The following is a 22458-nucleotide window of genomic DNA, read 5'->3' on the forward strand; positions in this document are numbered from 1 at the left end:
TCTCGCCGCGCCCGGCGCCAGGGGCAACAGGCCCCTCTGTTAATAGTAGCGCTGGCGTGCGGGGTCATTTCAAGAGCATTCTTCTCTTGCAGCACGCTCAGCGTGGTTAGCCTGACTATAGATGAAAGTCCTGATTAACCGCAACTTCGCGCTGCTCTGGCTTGGCCAGGCCATTTCCAACCTGGGCGATGTGATTCTGGGAGCAGCGCTTGTGCTTTGGATTGCCAATGATCTGGGACGGGGACGCTCCTGGGCCCCCGTGGCGGTCAGCGGTGTCTTTATTGCTGAATATGTGCCAGTGGCGATCATCGGCCCCCTGGCCGGCGTCTTTGTTGATCGCTGGTCGCGGCGACTGACCATGCTGCGCACCGATGGTCTGCGCATGGCCTTAACCGGCTGCCTGGCCTGGGCTCTTTTCCCTACCCTGCCTTTTCTTGGGGCGCTGGAGCCACCGCCTGGCTGGCAGCTTGGTGCGACCTACATTGTGGTGCTCCTCGACCAGAGCTGTGGTCAGTTCTTTAATCCTGCGCGCCTGGCCCTGATCGGCGATATTGTGGGGCCGGAGGATCTGGCGCGGGCTACTAGCTTGAGTCAGGCAACGATGGGCCTCTCTGTTATCGTGGGGCCTGCCATCGGTTCCCTGCTCGTTTTTAACTTCGGCATCCAATGGGCAGTGATCGCCGATGCTCTCTCTTTCGCCGTCTCATTTCTCACAATCGCCCTGATCCGCGTTCCCGTTGAGAAGTCTCTAGAGAGTGACCAGCCTATCAGCTTCGGCCAGGACTTCCGCGCCGGTTTGCATGTCCTGATCGGCAACCGTGGGCTTTTGGCCGTTCTGTTGGCCAGCCTTTTGAGCATGAGCGCCTTTGGTGCACTGAATGCCCTGGCTATCTTTTTTGTCACCGATAACCTGCATGCTCAGCCCAACCTTTACGGTCCGCTAGGCACGGTGCTTGGTCTGGGGGCTATTGCCGGGGCCTTGATCGCGGGGCTCATTGCTAATCGCCTTGGGCTACCACGCCTGCTCTGGGGGGCAACCTGTGCGCTGGGGCTGACTACGCTGCTGCTGGCTCGCATGACGAGCATAGGGCCGGCCTTCGGCTTGATCTTTCTGGTGGGCGCAACCTGGATCGCTGTCAATGTGGCCGTCGAGCCGCTGGTGTTGCGGCTGACGGCCCGTGAGTTTGTGGGGCGGGTGACAGCGGTGCTCACACCGGCTGGTAGCCTGGCCTCAGTTCTGAGTGCGGCCCTGGCTGGGGCCCTGGTGAGCACAGTCCTGCACGATTTCCGTGGCGCCGTGTTCGGCCTGACGTTCGGCCCTGTGGATACCTTCTTCTCTGGCATTGGGAGCCTGGTTCTGCTAGGCAGCGCGATCGTACGCCTGCTCCTGCACGATATCCATTTCGTAGATGAGCAGCCTGGAGCAGAGGCATCGTCGCCAGCGTCGTCCAGGGGTCAGGCCGAGGCGCGTGATACCTAGTCTAGTCCAGCCTGGCCCAGCCAGGCCCTCCCTCATTCAGGGCTACCTTCTTCTAGCTTTGCCAGTTCCTCTTCGAGTTTCTGCATCCGTTGACGGCGCAGGCGAGCGCGCTCGATGATGGCGCGCTCTTCTTCATTGCCAGGAACGAGCGGCGGGACCGGCGTGGGTTTGCCGTGCTCGTCAAGCGCCACATAGATGACGCGACTACTGGCGACGTGTCGGACCTCGCCGGTCAGGGGGTCCTCCGCTGTGACACGTACACCTACTTCCATACTGGTGCGCCCCACATACTGCAGCTCGCAGTGTACTGAGACGACGTCTCCTAGATAGGCCGGCGCAAGAAAGTCAAAACGTTCAACTCGCGCTGTGACTACGTTGCGGTGTGAATGCTTGATGGCAACCACCGCCGCCGCCTCATCGACCATGCGCATGATGACGCCGCCGTGAACATTGCCGTTGGCGTTGGCATCCAGGACGCCCATGAGACGGCTGCTGGTGGTTCGTGAGTAGGCGATGGTGTGTCCCTGACTTCTGTCGATCTCTGGCGGTGAGCTTGCTCGCTCCTTAGCCTTATCGAACAGCTCCATATGCTCCTTTCGCTCCGTCTTTCTCCATTAGGTTAATGAGCGCTGGTCACGCTTCCCATGCCCATGCTCAGGAGTGGAAAGCCTGGCGCGCAGTCTGGGTCTCACTCAGCTTGTAAAAGTGAAGGACTGGAGCATCGGCTGAAATTCTCCCTCCTCAGCCAGATCAAAGACCTGCTGGGCAGTGGCATAGGCGATGGTAAAGCCGCGGGTCTGAGGAGAGTTTGCCGGATGATTGTCGGCCAAGACGACGATTTTAACCAGAACCGGATTGGGCTGGCCCTGGACACGCAGGTCGCCGGTTGCCGCCCCCTGGCTCCAGCGCTCGCCAGCTACAGTGGTGGTCGGGTCGACGCTTACCGGCTGATAGTGAGTGACCTGCGAGCGGAAGAGCTGCAGGCCAACAGTAACCTGATCTTGGGCCGAGATGAGGCCATTGGGGTTGGTCTGGACATGGACCGAGAGATAGGCAATGCCCGCGGGATCAGAGAAGGTCACAAAGCCCGGCTTGCTGGTGTCAACCTTCCAGCCGCGAGGGTAGCCAATGAGGTAGCCATCTCCGCGATAGCTGACCAGCATACTGGTCGGATTGGTCCCAGCTCCCGCGGATGGCCTGGCCGTCGCTGTGGGCGTGGGTGTTGGGGTGCTCGCAGTCTCCCCAAAGAGATTGCAGGCGCTCAAAACAGTCGCCAGTAAGAGTGAAAGACTCAATCCTACGAACAGGAATTTGATCGCATATTTCATCGCTGGGCAGCCCTCCACTTCAGCTTGTTGGCACACTGGTGATCGGCGTGGAAACGGCCTGGAAGCGGTCTGGTCTGGTCTGGCCTGGCCTGATGCGCCGCCTTATTATAGCAGTCTTTATCAGCTCAAGCCAGGCCCAAGCCAGATGACTGGCCCAATTCTCACCTTCCTTGCTACTTGAGGCCAGGGCTGGGCCGGCCTTCCCCGCTGTACCGCTTTACGTCGATGATAACGTCCTCTCCTCTGCTTTTTGGGGCTGATCGGGAGCGGTCAGCCAGGTGCTCAGTCTCCTTAACACGGGGTTTTGTTCGCCCACCAGGCCGGCGCAACGTTGTCTTGTGCCGCAAGCGTGAGAGAGGAAAGGCTTTCTGTGTCCTTGCTGAGAACAACCCAGACTATTTTCTCTAACAGTGGTATCGATGGCCAGGGGTGGCTGACCACGGCAAGTCGTGCTCCGCTCACTGCTGCGGGGTGTGGTCAGCCAGTGTGCTCCTCACCATCTATCTATCACCATCTGGCGAAGAGTCTTCGCCAGAGGAGAGAAATTCATGGGCAGCTAGTGGACACTAACAGCAATGACTGAGATAGATAGCTCCTATTCACTATCAACGGTTGAAGCGCTATGGCTACGGCTGATTGAATTGGGCAGGCTCACGAGCGAGCGGCTCAGGCTGGCGCTGACAGCGATCGCGACCGTTGATCTGGCTCTCGCGAGCGCTCTATTGCAAGGCGATCCGCGGCTAACCGCTCTGGGATACAGTATCGAGGAGGAGGCCAGCCAGCTACTGATCGCCCCGGATGGCCATGTCGTCCAGAGCGAGAGCCGGCGGCGCCTGGTTTGCTCGCTACCGCTCCTTGTGGCGACGCTGCTACAGCTTGCCGATGAGGCGCGCGAGCTGGCCCGTCTGCTACTCTGGTTCCAGGCCTGCGCCACGCCAGCAGTGAGCATCCAGGTCCAGCGTTCGAGCAGCGCCCTGACTCCGCTACCCGTCGCCGCCCTTTTTGAGCGGATTACGCTGCTCGGCCAGCAGGCCAACGCTCTGACAAAGGCGAGCATCGAGGCCCTTGCCTGCTGGGACACGCAGGAAGCCCGGCGCCTCTGGCGCCGGCAGCGCTACTTTCGCTGTCATCTCGCGCGACTGCAGCACGATCTCTTGAGCGGTCTGGCAGCCGCGGCAGGAGCACGTCAGCCAGAGGAGACAGCGTCGGAACAGGCAGGCGACAACGTCAGTCAGCGCTGGTTCATGCTCCTTTGGGGCTTTGTCTCTTCGCTACGAGATATAAGCCTCCACGGCACCACGCTCTGTGAGCGACTGGTCTTCCTGGTCGAGGGACTGCGCGACATTCGCACACTGCAACGCCTTGAGCGCCAGCTCCAGGTACGCTGCCCTGCCGAACAGCTCCAGTAGAGTAGTGCCGCCAACTCCCAGCGGCAGCCAGGAGGAGGAGCAGCAGGCTCAACCAGGGCGGCAGCCCCTGCTCCTCCCTTGCCGCGGGCCATCAGGCAAGCTGAAGCTGCTCGATAGCCTGCAGCACTTCCTGAGCATGCCCATCGGGCTTGACGCTGCGCCATACCTTGCGTATGATCCCGTCGCGGTCGATAAGAAAGGTCATACGCTGGACGCCGAGATACTTGCGCCCGTAGAGGGTCTTTTCGCCGTAAGCTCCGTACTGACGCGCCACAGCGGCCCCAACGTCAGACAGCAAGGGAAAAGGTAAGTGATACTTCTCGGCAAAGTCGCGATGCGAGTCGACGGCATCGGCGCTGATCCCTAGCACGGCGATGCCGCGCCGGCGAAACTCAGGGTGCATATCGCGGAAGTTGCAGGCTTCCGTCGTGCAACCAGGAGTATTATCCCGCGGATAAAAGTAGAGCACCACCACACGCCCGCGCAGGTCGGCCAGATGAAGCTGGTCGCCAGTTGTCTCGTCGCCGCCCACGACGGGCAAGGTGAAATCGGGCGCAGGCTGGCCCTCCTCCAGGAGGACACGCTCTATCGTTTCGCTCATCGCTGATCCTTTCGTCTGCACGAAGATAATGGCCCTGGGCGCTCTCCGCAGACAGACCAAACTCCGGATCGACGCCCGAGGCGCTGCTTACACAGTACCACCGCCATGCTGTCGCGGGCAAGGTTCGCCGCCTTGCCCGCTGCTCCGGCAGGCCAGGAGCGCAGCACCTCTCTACCCCCGGCTCAAGCAGCCCCACCCAACTTGAGCAGGCGCTCAGCATTGCCATGAGCGATCTTCTCACGATCAGCCGGACTGAGCGGCGCCCGCTCCAAGAAGGCCCGCGCCTGCCTGTCCTGAATATAGGGATAGTCAACGGCATACAGGATACGATCGGCCCCCATGATCTGCAGCGTCAGCAGCAACGGCGGCAGGGTAAACATACCGCTGGGAGTAACGTAGAAGTGCTCCAAGAAATAGTCAGCTACTGGCCGCTGCAGATGCGTAGCAGCCGGAGTCAGCGTCTGATCGATGCGCGCGAGATAGAAGGGGATCATCTCGCCCCAGTGGCCAAGGATCATTTTCAGGCGCGGATGGCGATCGAAGACGCCGGCCAGGATCAGATGCAGGGCGTGAATGCCGGTCTCCAGATGCCAACCCCAGCCAGCCGTAGCAAAGACGCTAGTGACATTGGCGGGCAGCCCCGCGTAACAGGCTTCAATCACGGGCTCGGGAGGCGGCGCCGGGTGCAGATAGATGGGAACGTCAAGGGCTTCCGCCGCCTCCAATACGGGGCGAAAACGCGGATCATCCAGGAAGAGGCCTTGAACGCGCCCGTTGATCATAGCTCCTTTGAAGCCCAGCCGGGAAACGGCCCGCTCCAGCTCGCGCGCCGCCGCTTCGGGATCAGTCAAGGGCAGAGTAGCGAAGCCGGCAAAACGATCAGGGTGCGCCTGGATAGCAGCAGCCAGCCGATCGTTGATCTCCCTCATGAGCGGCACAGCTTCCGCGGCAGGGAGCTCAGGCAGGGCCACGGCGGTGTAAGAGAGGACCTGCAGGTCGATGCCCATGCTGTCCATAGCCCGCAGCCGTCCCTCACCGAGGTCCTCTAGCTCGCGCTCAGGCTGACGATAGCCTACAGGGCGGAAGCCACCCTGTGCGGGGAGCCACTTCGCCGCCGCGCGATTGATCTCAGCGATCTGAAAATGCTCCTCAAGAGCGATGATTTTCATGCTCTTCCTCCTTGTGCCTCAGCCAGCAGGCCGGCAGGCCTTGGCCTGAACCTCTCTCTTTTGATCATAGCGCTGACCTTCCAGAGACAGCTTTCGGAGCCAGGCGAAGGCATGAGGGGGCGCCGCTCGCGGGGTAGGTCTCACTCCCGCTGGTCAGACTTCCCTGGCTCTTTGCGCAGCCGCAGGAGCCGTCGGCGTCCGATCAAGCGCGTCAGGCCAATCACTCCCGGGATCAGCGACCAGCAAAGCAGCACTGGAAACACCTGGCGAGAGAAGGGCAGCGCCAGCAGGGGACACAACAGCAGCAGCGAGACGGGCAGGCCATAATAGAGCGCATGCTCCCATATTTGGGGCCCAACGTCGGGCTCAAGCAGTCCGCGGTGAAAGACCGCGTACCAGGTCAGCAGCACCAGCGACAGGCCACAACAGGCCAGATCAAGTGCATAGAGCATGACCGCCAGCGGCTCAGTTGGATACCGCCCGAAGGTGCTCATCACCAGCGGCAACAGGGTAATAAAAAAAAGAAAGAGCAAGCACAATGCAGAGAAGCCGCCATCGACCACCCTCATCCGATCCATTAAGCGATGCTGACCGTACCAGTAGGAGGAGCACAAAGCAAAGGTTACAGTGTAAATGAAGAAGCGCGGGAGAAGGTCGAGGAGGGCGGCGCTAAAGGTCGCCGCCTTCAGGCCGTCCGGCAAGCGGATATCAAGAACCAGCAGGGTCATAGAGACCGCCACGACGCCATCGCTCAATGCGCTCAGACGATCTTTGCTTGCCAGGAGATCGCCAGACTTCTGATCTCTCCTTGTCATCATTATACTCACCCTCACAAGAAGAAACTCTGCGCTACGCCTGTGTCATTCTCCATCGTTATCCCTTATCGCGAGTCTGTCGCTACCGCCAGGCTGGCGAGTAGCCTACACGAGCTTGTTGAGCGCCGCAGGCATCTCTAACAAGCCAATGCCGGTCTTGTAGCTTCCTTAGCATAGCAGCAGGCGGCGCTCCTTGGCAAGAGAGGCAGGTCCTAAGAAGTGGAAAAGAGACCAGTACGCAGCCTGATCGCCAAGAAAGCGTGCAGGTCAGGCCTTTGACCTGCACGCTTTCTGCAGTGATGCACCTTGTTGAGCGCGCCTGCTGGGCCGAAGGCGGCGCAGCCGTTACTTGAGCGCCAGCATCCGATCGAGAGCCACGCGCGCCCAGTGGGCTATCTCGGGCGCTACCTTTACCTGGTTGACAACCTGGCCTTCGACAAGCGCCTCCAGAACCCAGGCCAGATAAGCCGGATGGATGCGGTACATGGTTGAGCAGGGGCACACGATCGGATCGAGGCAGAAGATGAGCTTGTCGGGATGCTCCTGGGCCAGACGATGGACCAGGTTGATTTCGGTTCCCACGGCCCATTTGCTGCCCGCCGGAGCCCGCTCGATCTGCTGAATGATATATTCCGTCGAGCCATAGAGGTCTGCGGCTGCGACCACCTCGCGCCGGCACTCGGGATGGACAATGACAGTGATGTCGGGATACTCAGCGCGCGCTTTGGCAATCTGCTCCACAGTGAAACGCATGTGAGTCGAACAGTAGCCCTTCCAGAGAATCAGGCGCGCGCGCCGTAGGCGCTCTTCATCGTCAAGCGTCTCCTGGGGATTTTTGGGATTCCAGACGATCATCTCCTCCTCTGGAATGCCATAGGCGAGGCCCGTATTGCGCCCAAGGTGCTCATCGGGGAAGAAAAGCAGGCGCCGCCCGCGGCTAAAGGCCCATTCCATGACCTTGCGGGCGTTACTGGAGGTACAGACAATACCGCCGCGCTCGCCACAGAAAGCCTTGAGGCTGGCCGCCGAATTAATATAGGTGACCGGCACAAGATCGGCCTCATCGCCTAAGACATCGTTGAGGGTCTCCCAACACTCTTCGACTTCGGCGATATTCGCCATATCGGCCATAGAGCAGCCAGCGGTCGGATTGGGCAGAATGACAATTTGATGAGGGGCGCTGAGAATATCGGCGCTCTCAGCCATAAAGTGGACGCCGCAGAAGACGATGTAGTCGGCCTCGGGCCGCGCCGCCGCCTGCTGGGCGAGCTTGAAGGAGTCGCCGCGCAGGTCGGCATACTTGATAATCTCATCGCGCTGATAGTGGTGCCCCAGGATCAGCAGGCGCCGACCGAGGGCAGCCTTAGCCTGGCTGATGCGCCGATCCAGTTCAGCCCCATCCATCTCGGCATAGCGGCGCGGGATCTGGTCGGCGCGCCCCCCATGCGCATACTGATCGCGCGCAGCGGGATGCAGCAAGGGTAGAATGCGGCTCTCCTGGCTGGTTTCACAGGCTACTCGCAGAGCCATAGGATCAGCTTCTCCTTCCTTTCGCTTCTTCAGACGCTCGCCTGTAACGCTGCAGACAAAGACAAAGGCAAAAGGCAACGGCTAGAGAAACTCTAGAGCGACGTCCAGGCTGGGAGCAGAGTGCGTCAGTGCCCCCAGGGAGATGAAGTCAACTCCGGTGGCGGCAACGGCGGCCAGACGCTCAGGATCAGGGCCAATGCCGCCCGAGGCCTCCAGCAGGACACCGGGCGCCGTGGAGCGAACCAGGGCTACTGCGTGGCGCAACTGCTCTAGATCCATGTTGTCGAGCAAAATCACGTCAGCTCCGGCTTCCACGGCGGCCCGAACCTCCTCAAGGGTCTCGCATTCGACTTCGATCTTGAGCAAATGTGGCACCTGGCGGCGCACAGCCTCAATGGCAGCCGCCAGACCGCCGGCGGCCTTGATGTGGTTGTCTTTGATCAGAATGCCATCGCTCAGACCAAAGCGATGGTTGTGGCCCCCTCCCAGACGCACCGCCTCCTTTTCGAGGGCCCGCAAACCGGGCGTGGTTTTGCGGGTGTCAAGGATGCGCACACCGGTTCCAGCCACGGCGTGCACGCAGCGCGCGGTAAGGGTGGCAATGCCGGAGAGATGAGCGAGGAAGTTGAGAGCCACGCGCTCAGCGCTCAGCAAGGCCCGCGCCGGCCCGCTGAGAGAGGCCAGCACCTGATTCGCAGTAACGGCCTCCCCCTCTCTGATGCGCGCCTCTGCCTGGACACGCTCGTCAAGCAGGCGAAAGGCGGCAAGCGCAAGCGCGAGACCAGCGATGACCCCCTCGCGCCGCGCCAGCAGAACGGCTTGCGCCTGGGCCTCGGCGGGCACGGTGCATAAGGTCGTGAGATCGCGATAGGCCCCATCTTCGAGGAGGGCCTGTCTGATCAGGTCAAGCGGGAGTTCAGACATACGGTCTTCCTTTGGGCTGCAGAGTCCTGTCTCTAGTGCTTTCAGCGGCGCGCTGCCCAGCAGGAGCGGGCCGCAGAACAAGGCTGACGCCGTTGAGCGAGGGATCAGGCTGGGGATAGTCGCGGCGCCAGTGGCTGCCTCGACTCTCGCGCCGCTCCAGGGCAGCGTGAATGACAAGGGCTGCGCTATCAAGCATGTTAAGGGTCTCCAGCCAGCGGCGCCCCAAGGGTTCGCGCGGGGCGCGCGGTCGGGCAGCCCCTGCAAAGCGGGCGCGTAGCTGCTGAAGCTGGCGCCAGGCTTCCCGCAAACCATCCTCATCACGATAGAGCGAGACCGAGCGCCACATCAGATCTCGTAGCTCGCGCTGCAGGGCCTGCGCCAGCTCCTCCGGCCCGACCCAGTCTGGCGGTAGGGGCCAATCCTCCGCCTGAGCCGTGGCGAGCGACAGCCTCAACTCGCGCTGTTGCCGTCCGCCGGCCCCCGAACTGTGGGCCGGCGCTTCGCCGCGAAGCACGGCAGCCAGGCGGCGCCCAAAAACCAGTCCTTCAAGCAAAGAGTTGCTGGCAAGACGATTGGCACCATGCACGCCGGTACAGGCCACCTCGCCGACGGCGTAGAGATGTGGAAGCGTACTGCACCCCTGCAGGTCCACCAGAACACCGCCCATGCAGTAATGAGCCGCCGGCGCCACGGGTAACAGGTCGTGGGCCAGGTCCAGGCCGTGACGACGACAGAGGGCGGCAATGGTGGGAAAGCGGGCGTACATCCGCTCATCAGGAAGATGGGTCAGGTCGAGGTATTGGCAATCTGTGCCCTCGGCCAGCATCTCGCTCAGAATGGCCCGGGCCACCACGTCGCGCGGGGCAAGCTCGGCTAGAGGATGGTAACGCAGCATGAAGCGCTCACCGGCATGGTTGCGCAGATAGGCCCCCTCGCCGCGCACGGCCTCTGAGATGAGATGCGTGGTGCCGTTCACCTTGAGCACGGTCGGATGAAACTGGATAAACTCCAGGTCGGCTAAGGCTGCCCCAGCGCGCCAGGCCAGGGCCAGACCATCGGCAGTGGCCCCGGCAGGATTGGAGGTGTAGGCCCAGAGGTTGCCAGCCCCACCGGAGGCTAGGACGATGTCGCGCGCTTCGACAACAATGGGCAGCCCCTGCGGATCAAGGGCCAGCAAGCCACGGCAACCCGCGACAGTCTCGTCGAGTAGCAAGGCGCAGACGGGAGTGTCGGGGTAAATGGTGACATGCCGGCGCTCCATAAGGGCCGCTAGCAAGGCCCGCTCTATCTCGGCTCCTGTGGCGTCGCCACCCGCGTGGAGAATGCGCCGCCGGCAATGCGCCGCTTCTTGACCCAGGAGCAGGCCGTCAGCAGTTGTGACCTCGGTGCTCGTTTCGGGCGCCGCGCGATCGAAACGGACGCCCAGCTCAATGAGCCAGCGCACGGCTGCTGGCGCCTCTTCGACAAGGAGCCGCACAGCTGCGGCATCGCAGAGGCCCGCCCCCGCCGCCAGGGTGTCTGCGTAATGGAGGGCAGGACTGTCGTCCGGCCCCAGTGCCGCCGCTAGCCCTCCTTGCGCGTAGCGCGTGTTGCTCTCCCCCAGCCGCCCTTTGGTCAGGAGGGCTACGCGCCAGTCGGACGGCAGGCCGAGAGCCACGGTTAGGCCGGCGATGCCAGCGCCGACAATGGCAACATCATATCTCTGGCAGCTCGCCATGATGGTCCCTTCTTGTTGCGGTCCGTAGCCATTAAGTGTAAATTTTACACTAACTGGCCTCAAAAAAGAAAAAGGTGTATCAAATACACCAACCGTGTTGCTAACAAGTATACCAGCGAAGTGGTCAGAAAACAAGGGGCCGGGGAAGCGCCGCGCCGAAAGCGCGAGCGCGCTTGTGATCTGGCCCCAGCCCAGACATATCCCCCTGTGGGATGCGAAGAAGAAGCCTGACTATTCACCGATCACCTTGACAATGACGCGCTTATCGCGCTGGCCATCGAACTCGACGTAGAAGAGGCGCTGCCAGGGACCGGCGTCGAAGCGCCCGCGCGTGATAGGAATGACCACCTGCAGATGCATCAAGAGATTCTTGAGATGGGCATCGCCATTATCCTCGCCAGTGCGATGGTGATGGTAGTCGGGCCGCTCGGGAGCCACCTGCTCGGCCCACTCCATGATGTCGCGCCAGAGGCCCGATTCCTCGTCCTGGATAATCACGCTAGCCGTCAGGTGCATCGAGGAAACCAGGGCCAACCCCTCTTGAATGCCGCTTTCGCGAATGATACGCTCAACCTGGTCAGTGATGGGAATAATCTCCTTGCGCTTCCTGGTGTGGAAGGTAAGATAGGCCGTATGTGACTTCACAGGAGCCTCCTGCCGTATAGCTGATGAGCAATCGCTTAGCCGCGATTCATTACGAGCTGACCCGCGCGTCCCGCTGGCGAGTCGCTCCGTTTTAGTATAGTGCCGGGGCCGGCAGCGGACAATCCAGCCGTTTCGGCCAGGCTCTTTCTTTTGGGAGAGCGAATATGGTACGCTCTGAAACAGAGTGGTTCAGCTCTCCAGCAGTGGCAACAGAGAGGGAGTGGCATGCAGCAGCGCAAGCGCGGCGTGCTGACCGGTTTCCTGCTGATCGCCCTGGCGATTATCCTGACGCTGCTGATGGGGGCCGTGCGCGCACGTGCTCCACTCAGCTTTCTCTGGACCGGCAGCGATGTAACCTTGCAACAACAGAATCAGAGCACCGTGCAGTCCCTTCCACTGCTCAATGGGAAGCTGGCCTCACTCGGCTGGATCGTCGGGCGCGACTGCCAGCGCGGCATTCAGGCATACCTGCAGACCGCCGACATTAACCCTGATGCCGCTCTCGTCGGCAGCGGCTGGGTGAATCCCCTGACAGGGCAGCTCATGAACGGCGAGAGCAATAACTGCCAGGCGGGGACGCTCAGCATGGAGAACGTTGTACGCCTGATCCATAGCAAGGGAGGCAAAGCCTACTTGACGGTCACAATGGAGACCGACGCTAACGGCTGGACAGCCCGGCAGCAGTCGGACTACATTAAGACGGCCACTCAACAGCCGGCCTATATTCAGGCGATCGTCAACGTCGTCAAGCAGGGCAGCTACGACGGGGTGATCATGGATCTGGAGGGAGCCGATCGCACCTATCCGCAGATTCAGCAGCTCTTTGCGGACTATAACCGTCTGGTCTGGAAGGCCATGCAGGCCATCAACAAGCCCTACGGCATCGCCCTCATTCACAAGGTGGCCGACCGCGACGATTATTACAACCTCAACGGTTTTGAAGACTGGTCGCTGCTAGGGCACTGCGCCGATTTTCTCGTGATCATGTCGCTGGACCAGTCCTATTTCACCCCGGGACCGACCGTAAGCGTGCCCTGGCTTAAGCAGATTTTGGCCTATGCGCTCAAGACCATGCCCCAGATGCTGCCGCGCATTGTCTGGGAGTTTCCGCTCTATGGCGCAGGCTGGCACCAGGCCGCCGATGGGCACTGGATCTTTGACGGAGGGATCAACTACGCCGACGCCGTGGCCCTGGTTAAGAGTATTCCCGCCAACCAGATCGACCAGCAGGCCAGCAACCTGAACGACCCCTACGCTGCCCATCTGGTCTACACCGATAGCAACGGGGTCAGGCACGCCATCTGGTACCACACCGCCGCCAATCTGCTACGCATCATTCGCGAGTTTCGCGCTATATTGCAGCAGACGCCCCAGTTTAGCAGCGCCCATGCCTATTTACAGATCGCCGTCTGGTATCGCGCGACGTGGGAGCCGGGCACACTCTGGCGCGCGCTGCTACCGGTGCTGCCCAATGGAGCGGCGTGAGCCATGTCGGCAGACTCACGCGCGCCAGGGCAGCTCGATTCCATACTCAGGCATTAGCTGAACTCCCCGCACAGTCACCGGTAGCGTGCCATCGCTGGCCGGCAAGGGGAGCCGCTCCCTGGCGAAGTAACGCAGGACCGGCGCATCGGCCCGCAACGGCGTAAAGCGCAGGATCAGCTCAAGCTCGCGCCCCGGTTGGGCAAAGCGCTTCAGCCCAATCACCCACGGCAGATCGGAACCAAAGTAGTCAGCCACCAGGTGCCCATCGACGAAGGCCTGCCCCACATCGGCCACGCAGTCCACACGCAGAAAGAGATCGCGCACCCCCTCCAGGGCCTCTGCTGCCAGGCGCAGGCGCACCACCTGCGGCTCGGGCTGCTCCAGCGACCAGCGCGCCTTCCAGGGAGAGCGCCGCAGACGGTAGCGCCAGAACAGTCCCGCCGCGCCCCTGTCTTCCAGCAAGCCCGAAGCCACGAGCGAGACGGGTAAACGTGGATAGCTCAACAGATCAAGCTGGGCCTCTCCCTGCCAGCAGACCGTAAGCCGCGCCTCAGCAGGATCAGCATCCACCCAGGCTGCTCCTTCGCCCTCCGTGAGCAGCAGATACTCATGGCCGGCCAGCTTCACTTTCCAGCAATGCAGAGCCTCCTCTTGAGACAAAACCAGTAGCTCCACAGTCTCCCCGGAAGCTCCCGTCGCCTCCAGACGTGTTCCCAGGCCAGGCTGTGGCCAGGCATAGAGGGTCTCCTCTTCCTCTGCCCTGCGCCCACCCTGGACCGTCAGAGCGCGGCAGCTCTCTCGCGTCAGCGCAAACTCAGGCTCAAGCCCCTCGGGAGCAAAAAAGACCGCGGTCGTTCGCCCGTCAGCCTGCTGCAGAACCGTGAGCGGCTGGGCAGTGGCATAGCGCAGATGCAGGCCGCCGCTCAGCTCCAATCCTACGGGCAAGATCGCGCTCACCCCCTGACGCAGTCTCAGGCTGCCCTCGCGCGGCAGGCGCAGCCGCCCCCGTGGCAGGAGCACCTCCAGGACAATTCCCTCCACATCGCGCCTCTCGACGTGATCCTGATAGGCATTCACGAAGAGAAAACCTTGCCCCTGCTGCGCACGTGCCGCATAGCGCAGCACGCCGGTCTCCTGCGGCTCCAAAGTGCTCGCTCCCGGCGGGAGCACCACGGGCAGAGGCGCGAGTTGACTGCCAAACTGCTCCAAAAAGAGATGGATGAGACGCAGATGATGATAGGAAGCATGAAGCTGACCATACTCACCGAGCGGCGCCTGAAAATCATAGGAGAGGCGGGGGACGGTAAATTCATTGAGGAAGCCATGACGGCCCGCCGGGTTCGATCCGCCATGATACATGTAATAGCCGAGCCAGTTGCAGCCGCTGCCCAGAGCCACTACGGCCAGGGCCTGCGTACACTCGGGCGGTACGAGCGGACGATGAAGATAGGTCATCTGGATGCCAGCCCCTAGCTCACAATAGGCATAGGGATAGCGCTCTATCGGATAGCGGAAAGCTCCAGCCCGCCACCAGTCGCTTGCTGGCTGCTGCGGCGAGCGAAAGAGAAATTCGCGGCTCGGCACCGGCTCGAAGGCAGGGTCAGGGACCCAGGGCGTGAAAGGATAGGCGGCATGCATCGGTAAAAAGCCTTCGGCGGGCACCGCGGCCCCGCCCCAGGCTGTGCAGGTGTAGAGCGGCGCCTCTAGACCCACCTCGCGGGCCAGAGCACGCAGGCGCTCCAGATGGGCAGGCCCATCGCTCCCTCGCGGTACCCACTCGCTGCCGGGCCGAAAGGTCAGCTCCCAGGGCGCGCCGGCATGCATATACTCGTTCTCTAGCTGCACAGCGAGAATCGGCCCCCCATCCTGAAAAAAGAGACCCCGCACCTGACGCGCGACCTCGGCAAAGTAGCGCCGCACGTAGAACAAATAGCGCTCATCGTTAGAGCGCACAGCGATCGCTCGCCCGTAGAGCCAGTCGGGCAGCCCTCCATTGCGGCACTCACCATGCACAAACGGCCCCACGCGTAACAGAACCTCTAGTCCCATATCAGCGCATAACAGCACGAAGGCCCGCAGATCGCGATTATCCGACCAGTCAAAGTGACCTTCCTCCTCCTCGACATGAATCCAGAAGACGTAGATCGAGACCACGGATAGGCCGCCGGCGCGCATCTTCTGCAAGGCTTCGCGCCAGTAGCGCCGCGGATAGCGTGAGGGATGGAACTCGCCCATCACAGGAAGCCAGGGCTTCCCATTGCGGAGCAGATAGAACTGACCGAGAGCTAGCGTCTCTCCACGTGGCGAGCGCGCCAGGAGACGCGGCTGCCACTGAGCCTCTTCTGCTGTTGCAGAGGCTCGCAGATCAAGCTGATAGTAGGAATGATCATCAGTGGATAGGTACGACGGTAAGGATGTGGCGGACAATGGGCTTTTCCCTCCTGCTCTTCGCTCCTACTTACGAGCTAGCTGGCTGGCTCGCTCATATTTGAGCACTCCCAGAAGGGCCGGCCCCTGTCTTGAGCGCCCGTGGCTCGCTACCAGGGCCGGCCTCATTTCGTCATGTTGATCTGTTGTCAGGAACTATAGTTGTCTAGCTGACAACGGCGACCAAAGTCCGACGAGCAACCACAGATAAACAGGCGTACAGGCAGGCACCCGGCCCCAGCAGCCCGACAGACCAGGCGCAGCTAGAAAGCTTGCCGACTAGGAAGAAGCAGGGGCCGCGGTGGACTGGCGCACTACCAGATAAGGTGGGACCAGACGCAGCGGGGCCGTCTCTTCTTCGTGCTGGGCTGCACCATCAGCGCCCTCGCGAGCCGCCGACGATTCAGGCCGCTGCCCCTCGCCTCCCGTTTCTATCTGAGTCAGCAGCAGCTCCGTTGCCTCCTGTGCCAGGCGCGTTTTTGGAATGGCGATGGTCGTCAGGGGCGGGCGCAAATGGGCAGAGACGACAATGTCGTCAAGACCGATAATCGAGATATCCTCGGGCACACGCAGCCCGCGATCAAGGACAAGCTCCATCGCCCCGAGAGCCATCCAGTCGTTGGTCGCAAAGATCGCTGTGGGCAATGCCAGCTCCTGATCAGGGCTGAGAAGTTGGCGAGCGGCTGCATAGCCGCTCTCTAGTGAGGAGTCACCCAGGGCAATACGCGCCGGCGGTAGCTCCAGGCCCGCCTGTTGTAGCGTTGTGCGAAAGCCCTCTAAGCGTAGATGCTGTTGCGGCTCGTCTACAATGACCGCAATACGCCGATGTCCCAGGGCTAGCAGATGTTCTGCAGCCAGTTGCCCTGCCCGGTAAAAGTCAACTGTCACCTGGGGAATGCCTACCGGTGACTCGTTCTCTTGCCAGTCACAGAGTACAATAGGCACTCCCTGGTGGAAATAGTGGGTAATGTCGGCTATGTCCATGCTCGACCCCATGATAATGTAGCCATCGACCCAGCGGCTCATCAGTCGCTCCATCTGCTGCCGTCCGAGTGCAAAATCGCCGTGCGTGTTGCAGAAGAGGGTCTGATAGTCCCGCTGACGGAGAATGCTTTCGATGGCTTCCATGATCTCGGGATAGAAGGGGTTGGCAATCGTGGGCAGAATCAGGGCAATGGTAAAGGTTCGGTGCTGTGAGAGGTTGCGCGCGAGCAAGTTGGGCCGATAGCCAAGCTCCCGAGCATAGTAAAGTACACGCTCGCGCGTGGCTTCGCTGACTTTGCCTTTACCGCTCAGGACATTGGCGACAGTGCTCTTGGCAACCCCCGCCGCTTTGGCAATATCATAAATCGTGACCATGTGCCCCTTCCTGACCGCCGCAGGCTGGGCAGGCTGCTGCTGAAAGCGCGATTCTTTCATCGAATGTCTGTCCTCTTCTCTTCGCTTAGAGTATAGAAGATGGACCGGTCCATGTCAAGTAGACGCCTTTCACCCTTGACATGGACCGGTCCATCTTCTATACTTTTCGCGTGTGGACCGTTCCACCTTCCCCTCCGGGCTGAAGAGAAGAGCGGCCAGAGGTCGTCAGCGCTGGCACCCCGAATTGGGGAGGCAGAGCCAGGCACCCCAGGCGTTGGCTGACTGATCGAGTGGTTAATGAGCAAGCAGCCCAGCGTCAGGCCAGTCAGGTGAGGGAGGGAGCGGTCAAGCAGGTCGGTCGGCCTGGCAGGAAGCCGGCGCCCCGTCTTCGCGCTCGCGTCGCGAGCTGCAAGAACAGCATGAGCCGTGAAGGGACGCACGGCATGGACGGACAGGCAGATGGGACAGGCGGATGGACGGATCACAGCGGAAGGGGGAGGTAAGGAAGAGAGAGGGCCAGTGCCAGTGCCGAGAGGGCGCATGAACGAACCAATGTCGCTCGGTCCGGTCAATCGGTCACTCGGTTGATCGCGTCTGCGGTGTCTTCAGCAGGCGTCAGCTCCTACAGTGCAGTCAAGGAGGAAACGAGAAGATGAACCGCGGTCTCCTATTTTGCCGTGCCAGGGGGATGGCCAAGGCCGGCCTGCTGCTGCTCCTGGCGCTCAGCATCAGCAGCTATCTGGTGGCCTGTGGTGGTACGCCCGCCAGTTCCGGGCCAGTCACTCTCACGTTTTGGTCATGGGTGCCCAATCTCCAGCAAGCGATTGACCTCTTTGAGAAGAGCCATCCCAACATCAAGATCAAATGGCAGAACGTCGGATCGGGCGGTACGGAATACACCAAGCTAACGACGGCTCTCAAGGCTGGCTCGGGCGCTCCCGACATCGTTCAGATTGAGTACGCCTATCTCCCCCAATACATTCTCAGCGGCAAGCTGGTCGATCTCTCGCAGTACGGGGCCAACGATGTGAAGGATCAGTTCGTACCCTGGACCTGGGCCCAGGTCTCAAGCGGCGGGAAAGTCTACGCCATCCCCCAGGACACCGGCCCGATGGGCCTGCTCTACCGTGAGGACATTTTCAAGAAGTATAACCTACCGGTTCCTACGACCTGGGACCAGTACGCGCAGGAGGCTATTCAGCTCCATAAGGCCAATCCCAAAATCTACATCACCGACTTCTCCCCTAGTGATGGCCCCTGGTTCTTTTCGCTGCTCTGGCAGGCCGGTTCTCAGCCTTTCGAGGTCAACGGGACCACGATTAAAATCCATCTGGACGACGCCGCTGCGCTCAAGGTAGCCAACTACTGGGGCAACCTGGTCAAGAGCGGCGCCGTGAGCACTGCCGCCGACTGGAACAACGACTGGTATGCCGCTCTGCAAAACGGGACGCTGGCGACCTGGATCACGGCGGCCTGGGCTCCCTCGGACCTGGAAGGCTTCGCGCCGAAGTCCGCCGGTCTCTGGCGCGTGGCTCCGCTGCCGCAGTGGAATCCCGGTGAGCATGCTTCGGCTAACTGGGGTGGCTCGACCGACGCTGTGACGACGCAGTGTCAGCATCCAGCAGAGGCCGCCGAGTTTGTGAAGTGGCTGAACACGAATCCTGAGTCGGTGAAGATTTTGACGCAGAAGCTCTATCTCTTCCCCGCTCAGAAGAGTGCTCTTGAGGACCCCAGCTTCGATACGGCCAATACCTTCTATGGCGGTCAGCAGGTGAACCGCATCTTTGTGGAGTCCGCTCAGCAGGTGAATACTTCCTTCCAGTGGAGTCCCTTCCAGGATTATGTGTTCTCGCAACTGCAGAATCAGTTAGCGGCAGCGGTGAGCGGTAAGATCTCCTTTGAGCAGGCTATGCATAACACGCAGAATGCGGTCGTGGCTTACGCTCGCTCGCAGGGCTTCACGGTCATCGCGTGAGCAGGCCAGATCGAGGCTTCGCCGCGAGCCGGCGTCGGGATGGGGCCGGCCGGGCTTTACACCGGCTCATGACAGGCCAAAGGCGCGCTGCGGCCCCTCTCGGCGCGGCTTACCAGTTCAGTCCTGCACGCAGGCCGGTTTCCCCTCTGTGCTCTGCTCTCCTCGCCCGTGTGAAAGGTTAGCTGTATACATATCATGATACTGTCACAAGATATGGCAAAGCAGAGTCAGTTTGAAGCGACGCAGCAGGTAATCGAGATGCAGGAGCTGGTCCCCGCCAGCCGCGCCCACGGTGCCCTGCGGCTCTGGCGACGTTGGCGCCGACGCGTGATTACGCCTTATCTGTTCCTGCTTCCGTTCTTGCTGCTCTTCTCATTCTTTTTGCTGGTGCCTTTGCTCTATGCACTGTGGACCAGCTTCTTTGTGGAGCGCCTGATCGGCGGCACTACCTTTGTGGGCCTGGTGAATTATCAGGAGGTGGTGCACGACAGCAATTTCTGGGAGGGAGTGCGCAATGTCCTTCTGCTCCTGTTCACCCAGGTGCCGCTGATGCTGGGGCTTGCTCTCCTGTTGGCGCTTTTGCTCGATAGCCAGATTGTGCGCCTGAAGACGATCTTTCGCCTGGGCTATTTTCTGCCCTATGCGATCCCCAGTGTGATCGGCGCTTTGCTATGGGGCTATCTCTATAGCTCCCATATCGGTCCTTTTGCTCAACTGGCGGAGCTGCTGCACTGGCCACCGCCGCCTTTCCTGACTGCCGCCGGTCTCTTGCCATCGATCGCTAACATTCTGACCTGGCAGTGGACTGGCTATAACATGGTGATCCTCTACGCAGCTCTGCAGGCGATCCCGCCGGAATTGTACGATGCCGCGCGCGTCGACGGCGCCAGCGGCTGGCAGATCGCGCGCCGCATCAAGATTCCGCTGATTGCCCCGGCCATTGTGCTCACGGTGGTCTTCTCGATCATTGGCACGCTTCAGCTCTTTAACGAGCCACAGATCATGGCGGCCATTGTGCCTAATCTGATTCAGGACCACTATACGCCGAACCTGTACGCTTACAACCTGGCTTTTACGAACCAGCAGTATAACTACGCCGCCGCCGTCTCGTTCGTGCTCGGCGCGGTGGTCTTCGTCTTTTCCTACATCTTTATGCTGGTGACCTACCGTAGGGGGCAACGCTGATGGCTCACATTGGATCGCTTCCGGCTGGCCGCCTGGCCACCAGGGAGCAGCCGGCGACACGCGCGGGAGCGCGCCGCCAGGGCTGGACGCTGCGCGGTCTGGTGCTGCTTTTCCTGGTACTGATGCTGATCTACTTTGTGATTCCGCTTTTCTGGTTGGTGGTCTCGGCGACCAAGACAAACGATGAGCTGTTCTCAACCTTCGGGTTGTGGTTCGCCCCAGACTTTCATCTGCTGGAGAACTTGCACGACGTCTTTACCTACGATAATGGGATCTTTCTGACCTGGCTGACGAACTCGGCTTACTACGCTGTGGTCAGTGCCTTGGGGGCTTCGCTGATCGCTACGCTGGCCGGCTATGCCTTCGCCAAGCTCTCTTTTCCGGGGCGCGAACTGGTCTTTGCCATTATTCTGGGCACGATCATGGTTCCCAATACGGCGCTGGCGATTCCCACCTATTTGCTGCTGAGCAAGGTCGGCCTGGTCAATACGCCGCTGGCGATTATCCTGCCCTCGCTGGTGACCCCCTTCGGGGTCTATCTCATGCGCGTCTATGCCGAGCAGGCGCTTCCCGATGATTTGTTGGATGCGGCGCGCGTCGACGGCGCCAGCGAGTGGCGCATTTTTTGGAGCATTGCTTTGCGGCTGCTGGCTCCCGGCTTCGTGACGGTCCTGCTGCTGAGTTTTGTGGGCACGTGGAATAACTTTTTCCTGCCCCTGGTGGTGACTAATAACCCAGCCTACTACCCGCTGACCGTTGGTCTGGCCAACTGGAATCAGCTGTCTCAGGCTTTCAGCGGGTCGCGCATTCTCTACACGCTGGTGATTACCGGCTCGCTGATTTCGGTGATTCCGCTAATTATCGGCTTCCTCTTTTTGCAGCGCTACTGGCAAGGAGGCCTGACCTTTGGGAGCCTGCGCTCTTAGGGGTTCTCGGCCGGCCAGGCGCTGTCGATCCGCTCTGATTGAGGCTGGCGGTGAAGGCTGCCGGTCTGTTGCGCGCGTGAGAGACCTTCTGCAACGGCAGCGCAGGATGCATCTTCACCGCCTGATCGTGATCGTATGTCATCAAGGAAGGTAGGCAGTTATGCACCCTGAGAAGCAAACGCCTCTCTCTGAAGAAGGGCGAGCTGAGCTGCGCGCGCGGCCTGTGCCCAGACTGAGCCTGAGTCGGCGGCGCTTTCTTGGCCAACTGGCAGCGGCTACAGCTCTTGGCAGTGGCCTGGGTCTCAGCCAGGGCTTACCAGCGGCCCTGGCCGCACCGCTGCCCACCCCCAGGCAGACCAGTGGCAGCCGGCCGCGCGTCCTGGGTCACGATCTGTCGACACTGCAACAGTTGGAGGATATCGGCAAACGTTTCTCTGATCAGGGTCGCGTCTTGCCCGCTGAGCAGATCGTGGCCCGCCACGGCGCCACCTTTATCCGAGAACGGCTGTGGGTCCAGCCGCCGATTCCGTACAACGATCTGCCGCACATTTTGACGATGGCGCGCCGCATTAAGGCCGCCGGCCTGCATTTCTTGCTTGATTTCCATTACTCCGATTTCTGGGCCGATCCGAGCCATCAGACGACGCCCCAGAGCTGGCAGGGCCAGGACCTGACGACGCTGGCGCAGACGGTTTATGATTATACGCGCTCGGTGCTGGGAGCGTTGGCCCGTCAGGGCACGCTGCCGGAGATAGTGCAGACGGGCAACGAGGTGACGGCGGGGATGCTTTGGCCCCAGGGCCAGATCTATGTGAATGGGACAGAGCGATGGCCCCAGTTCGCGACCTTGCTGAAGGCCGCTATCGCCGCTGTGCGCGATACCAGCCGCGCTATTGAGGTGATGGTCCATATCGATCGAGGCGGCGATAACGCCGGTAGTCGCTACTTTTTCGACCATGTGTTGGCCCAGGGGGTGGATTTCGATGTCATTGGGCTGTCATATTATCCTTGGTGGCATGGGCCACTTTCAGCGCTGCAGGCCAACCTCAACGATCTGGCGCCACGCTATGGCAAGGACCTGGTGGTTGTGGAGACGGCCTATCCCTGGACCTTGACCGACGGCGACAGCGAGCCGAATATTGTTAATGCGCAGACAACGCTCCTGCCGGGCTATCCGCCCACACCCGCAGGCCAGCTCGCTTATATTCGGGCCGTGCGGGCCATTGTGGACCAGGTGCCGCAGGGTCGCGGGCGCGGGCTGGTCTATTGGGAATCGGCCTGGATACCTGGCGTGGGCTGGGAGCCGGGGGCCGGCGACGCCTGGGACAATCTGACCCTCTTCGATCGGCAGGGGCGGGCCTTGCCTTCGATCCGTTGCTATGAGTAGCTCGGCCAGGCAGAGAACATCCCTTCCCCTCTTTACGACCGAGTGCTCAAGCCCAACCGCTACCGACACAGTCGCAATGTGACGCGCCCACACAAG

18 protein-coding genes are annotated in these 22458 nt (G+C 61.1%); 7 read left to right on the forward strand and 11 right to left on the reverse strand.

The window, feature by feature from the left end:
* The first annotated feature begins 121 nt into the window (after positions 1 to 121).
* A complete protein-coding gene (locus AC6H1L_RS00740) occupies positions 122 to 1480 on the forward strand; it encodes an MFS transporter (protein WP_497599640.1) in 1359 nt (452 codons plus the stop codon).
* Between the two features lie 32 nt (positions 1481 to 1512).
* On the opposite strand, the gene AC6H1L_RS00745 is transcribed toward AC6H1L_RS00740, so the two are convergent.
* Entirely contained in the window at positions 1513 to 2067 is a 555-nt protein-coding gene (locus tag AC6H1L_RS00745; protein WP_497599641.1) for an acyl-CoA thioesterase, read from the reverse strand.
* Positions 2068 to 2172: 105 nt separating this feature from the next.
* Complete coding sequence (locus AC6H1L_RS00750) at positions 2173 to 2808, reverse strand: hypothetical protein (RefSeq protein ID WP_497599642.1); 636 nt, start codon at positions 2806 to 2808, stop codon at positions 2173 to 2175.
* Positions 2809 to 3383: 575 nt separating this feature from the next.
* On the opposite strand from AC6H1L_RS00750, the gene AC6H1L_RS00755 reads away from it, so the two are divergent.
* Positions 3384 to 4217: a phosphate signaling complex PhoU family protein gene (locus tag AC6H1L_RS00755; RefSeq protein WP_497599643.1), complete on the forward strand. Its 834-nt coding sequence runs from the start codon at positions 3384 to 3386 to the stop codon at positions 4215 to 4217.
* A 91-nt stretch (positions 4218 to 4308) separates the two neighbouring features.
* Here the strand turns inward: AC6H1L_RS00755 and bcp are convergent, their stop codons facing one another.
* From bcp to AC6H1L_RS00790, 7 genes are all read right to left on the reverse strand, one after another.
* Positions 4309 to 4818 carry a thioredoxin-dependent thiol peroxidase gene (gene bcp, locus AC6H1L_RS00760; RefSeq protein WP_497599644.1) on the reverse strand — a complete coding sequence of 170 codons (510 nt, stop codon included), beginning with the start codon at positions 4816 to 4818 and terminating at the stop codon, positions 4309 to 4311.
* Positions 4819 to 5000: 182 nt separating this feature from the next.
* Positions 5001 to 5987, reverse strand: a complete 987-nt coding sequence (locus AC6H1L_RS00765) for an amidohydrolase family protein (RefSeq protein WP_497599645.1) — start codon at positions 5985 to 5987, stop codon at positions 5001 to 5003.
* A 140-nt stretch (positions 5988 to 6127) separates the two neighbouring features.
* Positions 6128 to 6805 carry a TMEM175 family protein gene (locus AC6H1L_RS00770; RefSeq protein ID WP_497599646.1) on the reverse strand — a complete coding sequence of 226 codons (678 nt, stop codon included), beginning with the start codon at positions 6803 to 6805 and terminating at the stop codon, positions 6128 to 6130.
* Between the two features lie 342 nt (positions 6806 to 7147).
* The gene (gene nadA, locus AC6H1L_RS00775; protein WP_497601490.1) at positions 7148 to 8206 is read right to left on the reverse strand and encodes a quinolinate synthase NadA; all 1059 of its coding nucleotides are present in this window, start codon (positions 8204 to 8206) and stop codon (positions 7148 to 7150) included.
* 207 nt (positions 8207 to 8413) lie between these two features.
* Positions 8414 to 9256 carry a carboxylating nicotinate-nucleotide diphosphorylase gene (nadC, locus tag AC6H1L_RS00780; RefSeq protein WP_497599647.1) on the reverse strand — a complete coding sequence of 281 codons (843 nt, stop codon included), beginning with the start codon at positions 9254 to 9256 and terminating at the stop codon, positions 8414 to 8416.
* Entirely contained in the window at positions 9249 to 10973 is a 1725-nt protein-coding gene (gene nadB, locus AC6H1L_RS00785) for an L-aspartate oxidase (protein ID WP_497599648.1), read from the reverse strand. The genes nadC and nadB overlap by 8 nt, the downstream gene beginning before the upstream one ends.
* A 231-nt stretch (positions 10974 to 11204) precedes the next feature.
* Positions 11205 to 11618, reverse strand: coding sequence for a secondary thiamine-phosphate synthase enzyme YjbQ (locus AC6H1L_RS00790; RefSeq protein ID WP_069801309.1), 414 nt, complete (start codon positions 11616 to 11618; stop codon positions 11205 to 11207).
* A 225-nt stretch (positions 11619 to 11843) separates the two neighbouring features.
* Between AC6H1L_RS00790 and AC6H1L_RS00795 the strand changes: the two genes are divergently transcribed.
* Positions 11844 to 13103, forward strand: a complete 1260-nt coding sequence (locus AC6H1L_RS00795; protein ID WP_497599649.1) for a glycoside hydrolase family 18 protein — start codon at positions 11844 to 11846, stop codon at positions 13101 to 13103.
* A gap of 15 nt (positions 13104 to 13118) precedes the next feature.
* On the opposite strand, the gene AC6H1L_RS00800 is transcribed toward AC6H1L_RS00795, so the two are convergent.
* The gene (locus AC6H1L_RS00800; protein WP_497599650.1) at positions 13119 to 15530 is read right to left on the reverse strand and encodes a beta-galactosidase; all 2412 of its coding nucleotides are present in this window, start codon (positions 15528 to 15530) and stop codon (positions 13119 to 13121) included.
* Between the two features lie 279 nt (positions 15531 to 15809).
* Positions 15810 to 16949, reverse strand: a complete 1140-nt coding sequence (locus AC6H1L_RS00805; RefSeq protein ID WP_497599651.1) for a LacI family DNA-binding transcriptional regulator — start codon at positions 16947 to 16949, stop codon at positions 15810 to 15812.
* Positions 16950 to 17541: 592 nt separating this feature from the next.
* On the opposite strand from AC6H1L_RS00805, the gene AC6H1L_RS00810 reads away from it, so the two are divergent.
* The 4 genes from AC6H1L_RS00810 to AC6H1L_RS00825 all read left to right on the forward strand — a co-directional run bounded on the left by AC6H1L_RS00810 (position 17542) and on the right by AC6H1L_RS00825 (position 22362).
* Complete coding sequence (locus AC6H1L_RS00810) at positions 17542 to 18864, forward strand: ABC transporter substrate-binding protein (RefSeq protein WP_497599652.1); 1323 nt, start codon at positions 17542 to 17544, stop codon at positions 18862 to 18864.
* Positions 18865 to 19077: 213 nt separating this feature from the next.
* Entirely contained in the window at positions 19078 to 20049 is a 972-nt protein-coding gene (locus AC6H1L_RS00815) for a carbohydrate ABC transporter permease (protein ID WP_497599653.1), read from the forward strand.
* The gene (locus AC6H1L_RS00820) at positions 20049 to 20975 is read left to right on the forward strand and encodes a carbohydrate ABC transporter permease (protein WP_497599654.1); all 927 of its coding nucleotides are present in this window, start codon (positions 20049 to 20051) and stop codon (positions 20973 to 20975) included. Before AC6H1L_RS00815 ends, AC6H1L_RS00820 begins: the two co-directional genes overlap by 1 nt.
* A gap of 160 nt (positions 20976 to 21135) precedes the next feature.
* The gene (locus AC6H1L_RS00825) at positions 21136 to 22362 is read left to right on the forward strand and encodes a glycoside hydrolase family 53 protein (protein ID WP_497599655.1); all 1227 of its coding nucleotides are present in this window, start codon (positions 21136 to 21138) and stop codon (positions 22360 to 22362) included.
* Positions 22363 to 22458 lie beyond the last annotated feature (96 nt).

This window comes from Thermogemmatispora argillosa, assembly GCF_059696725.1.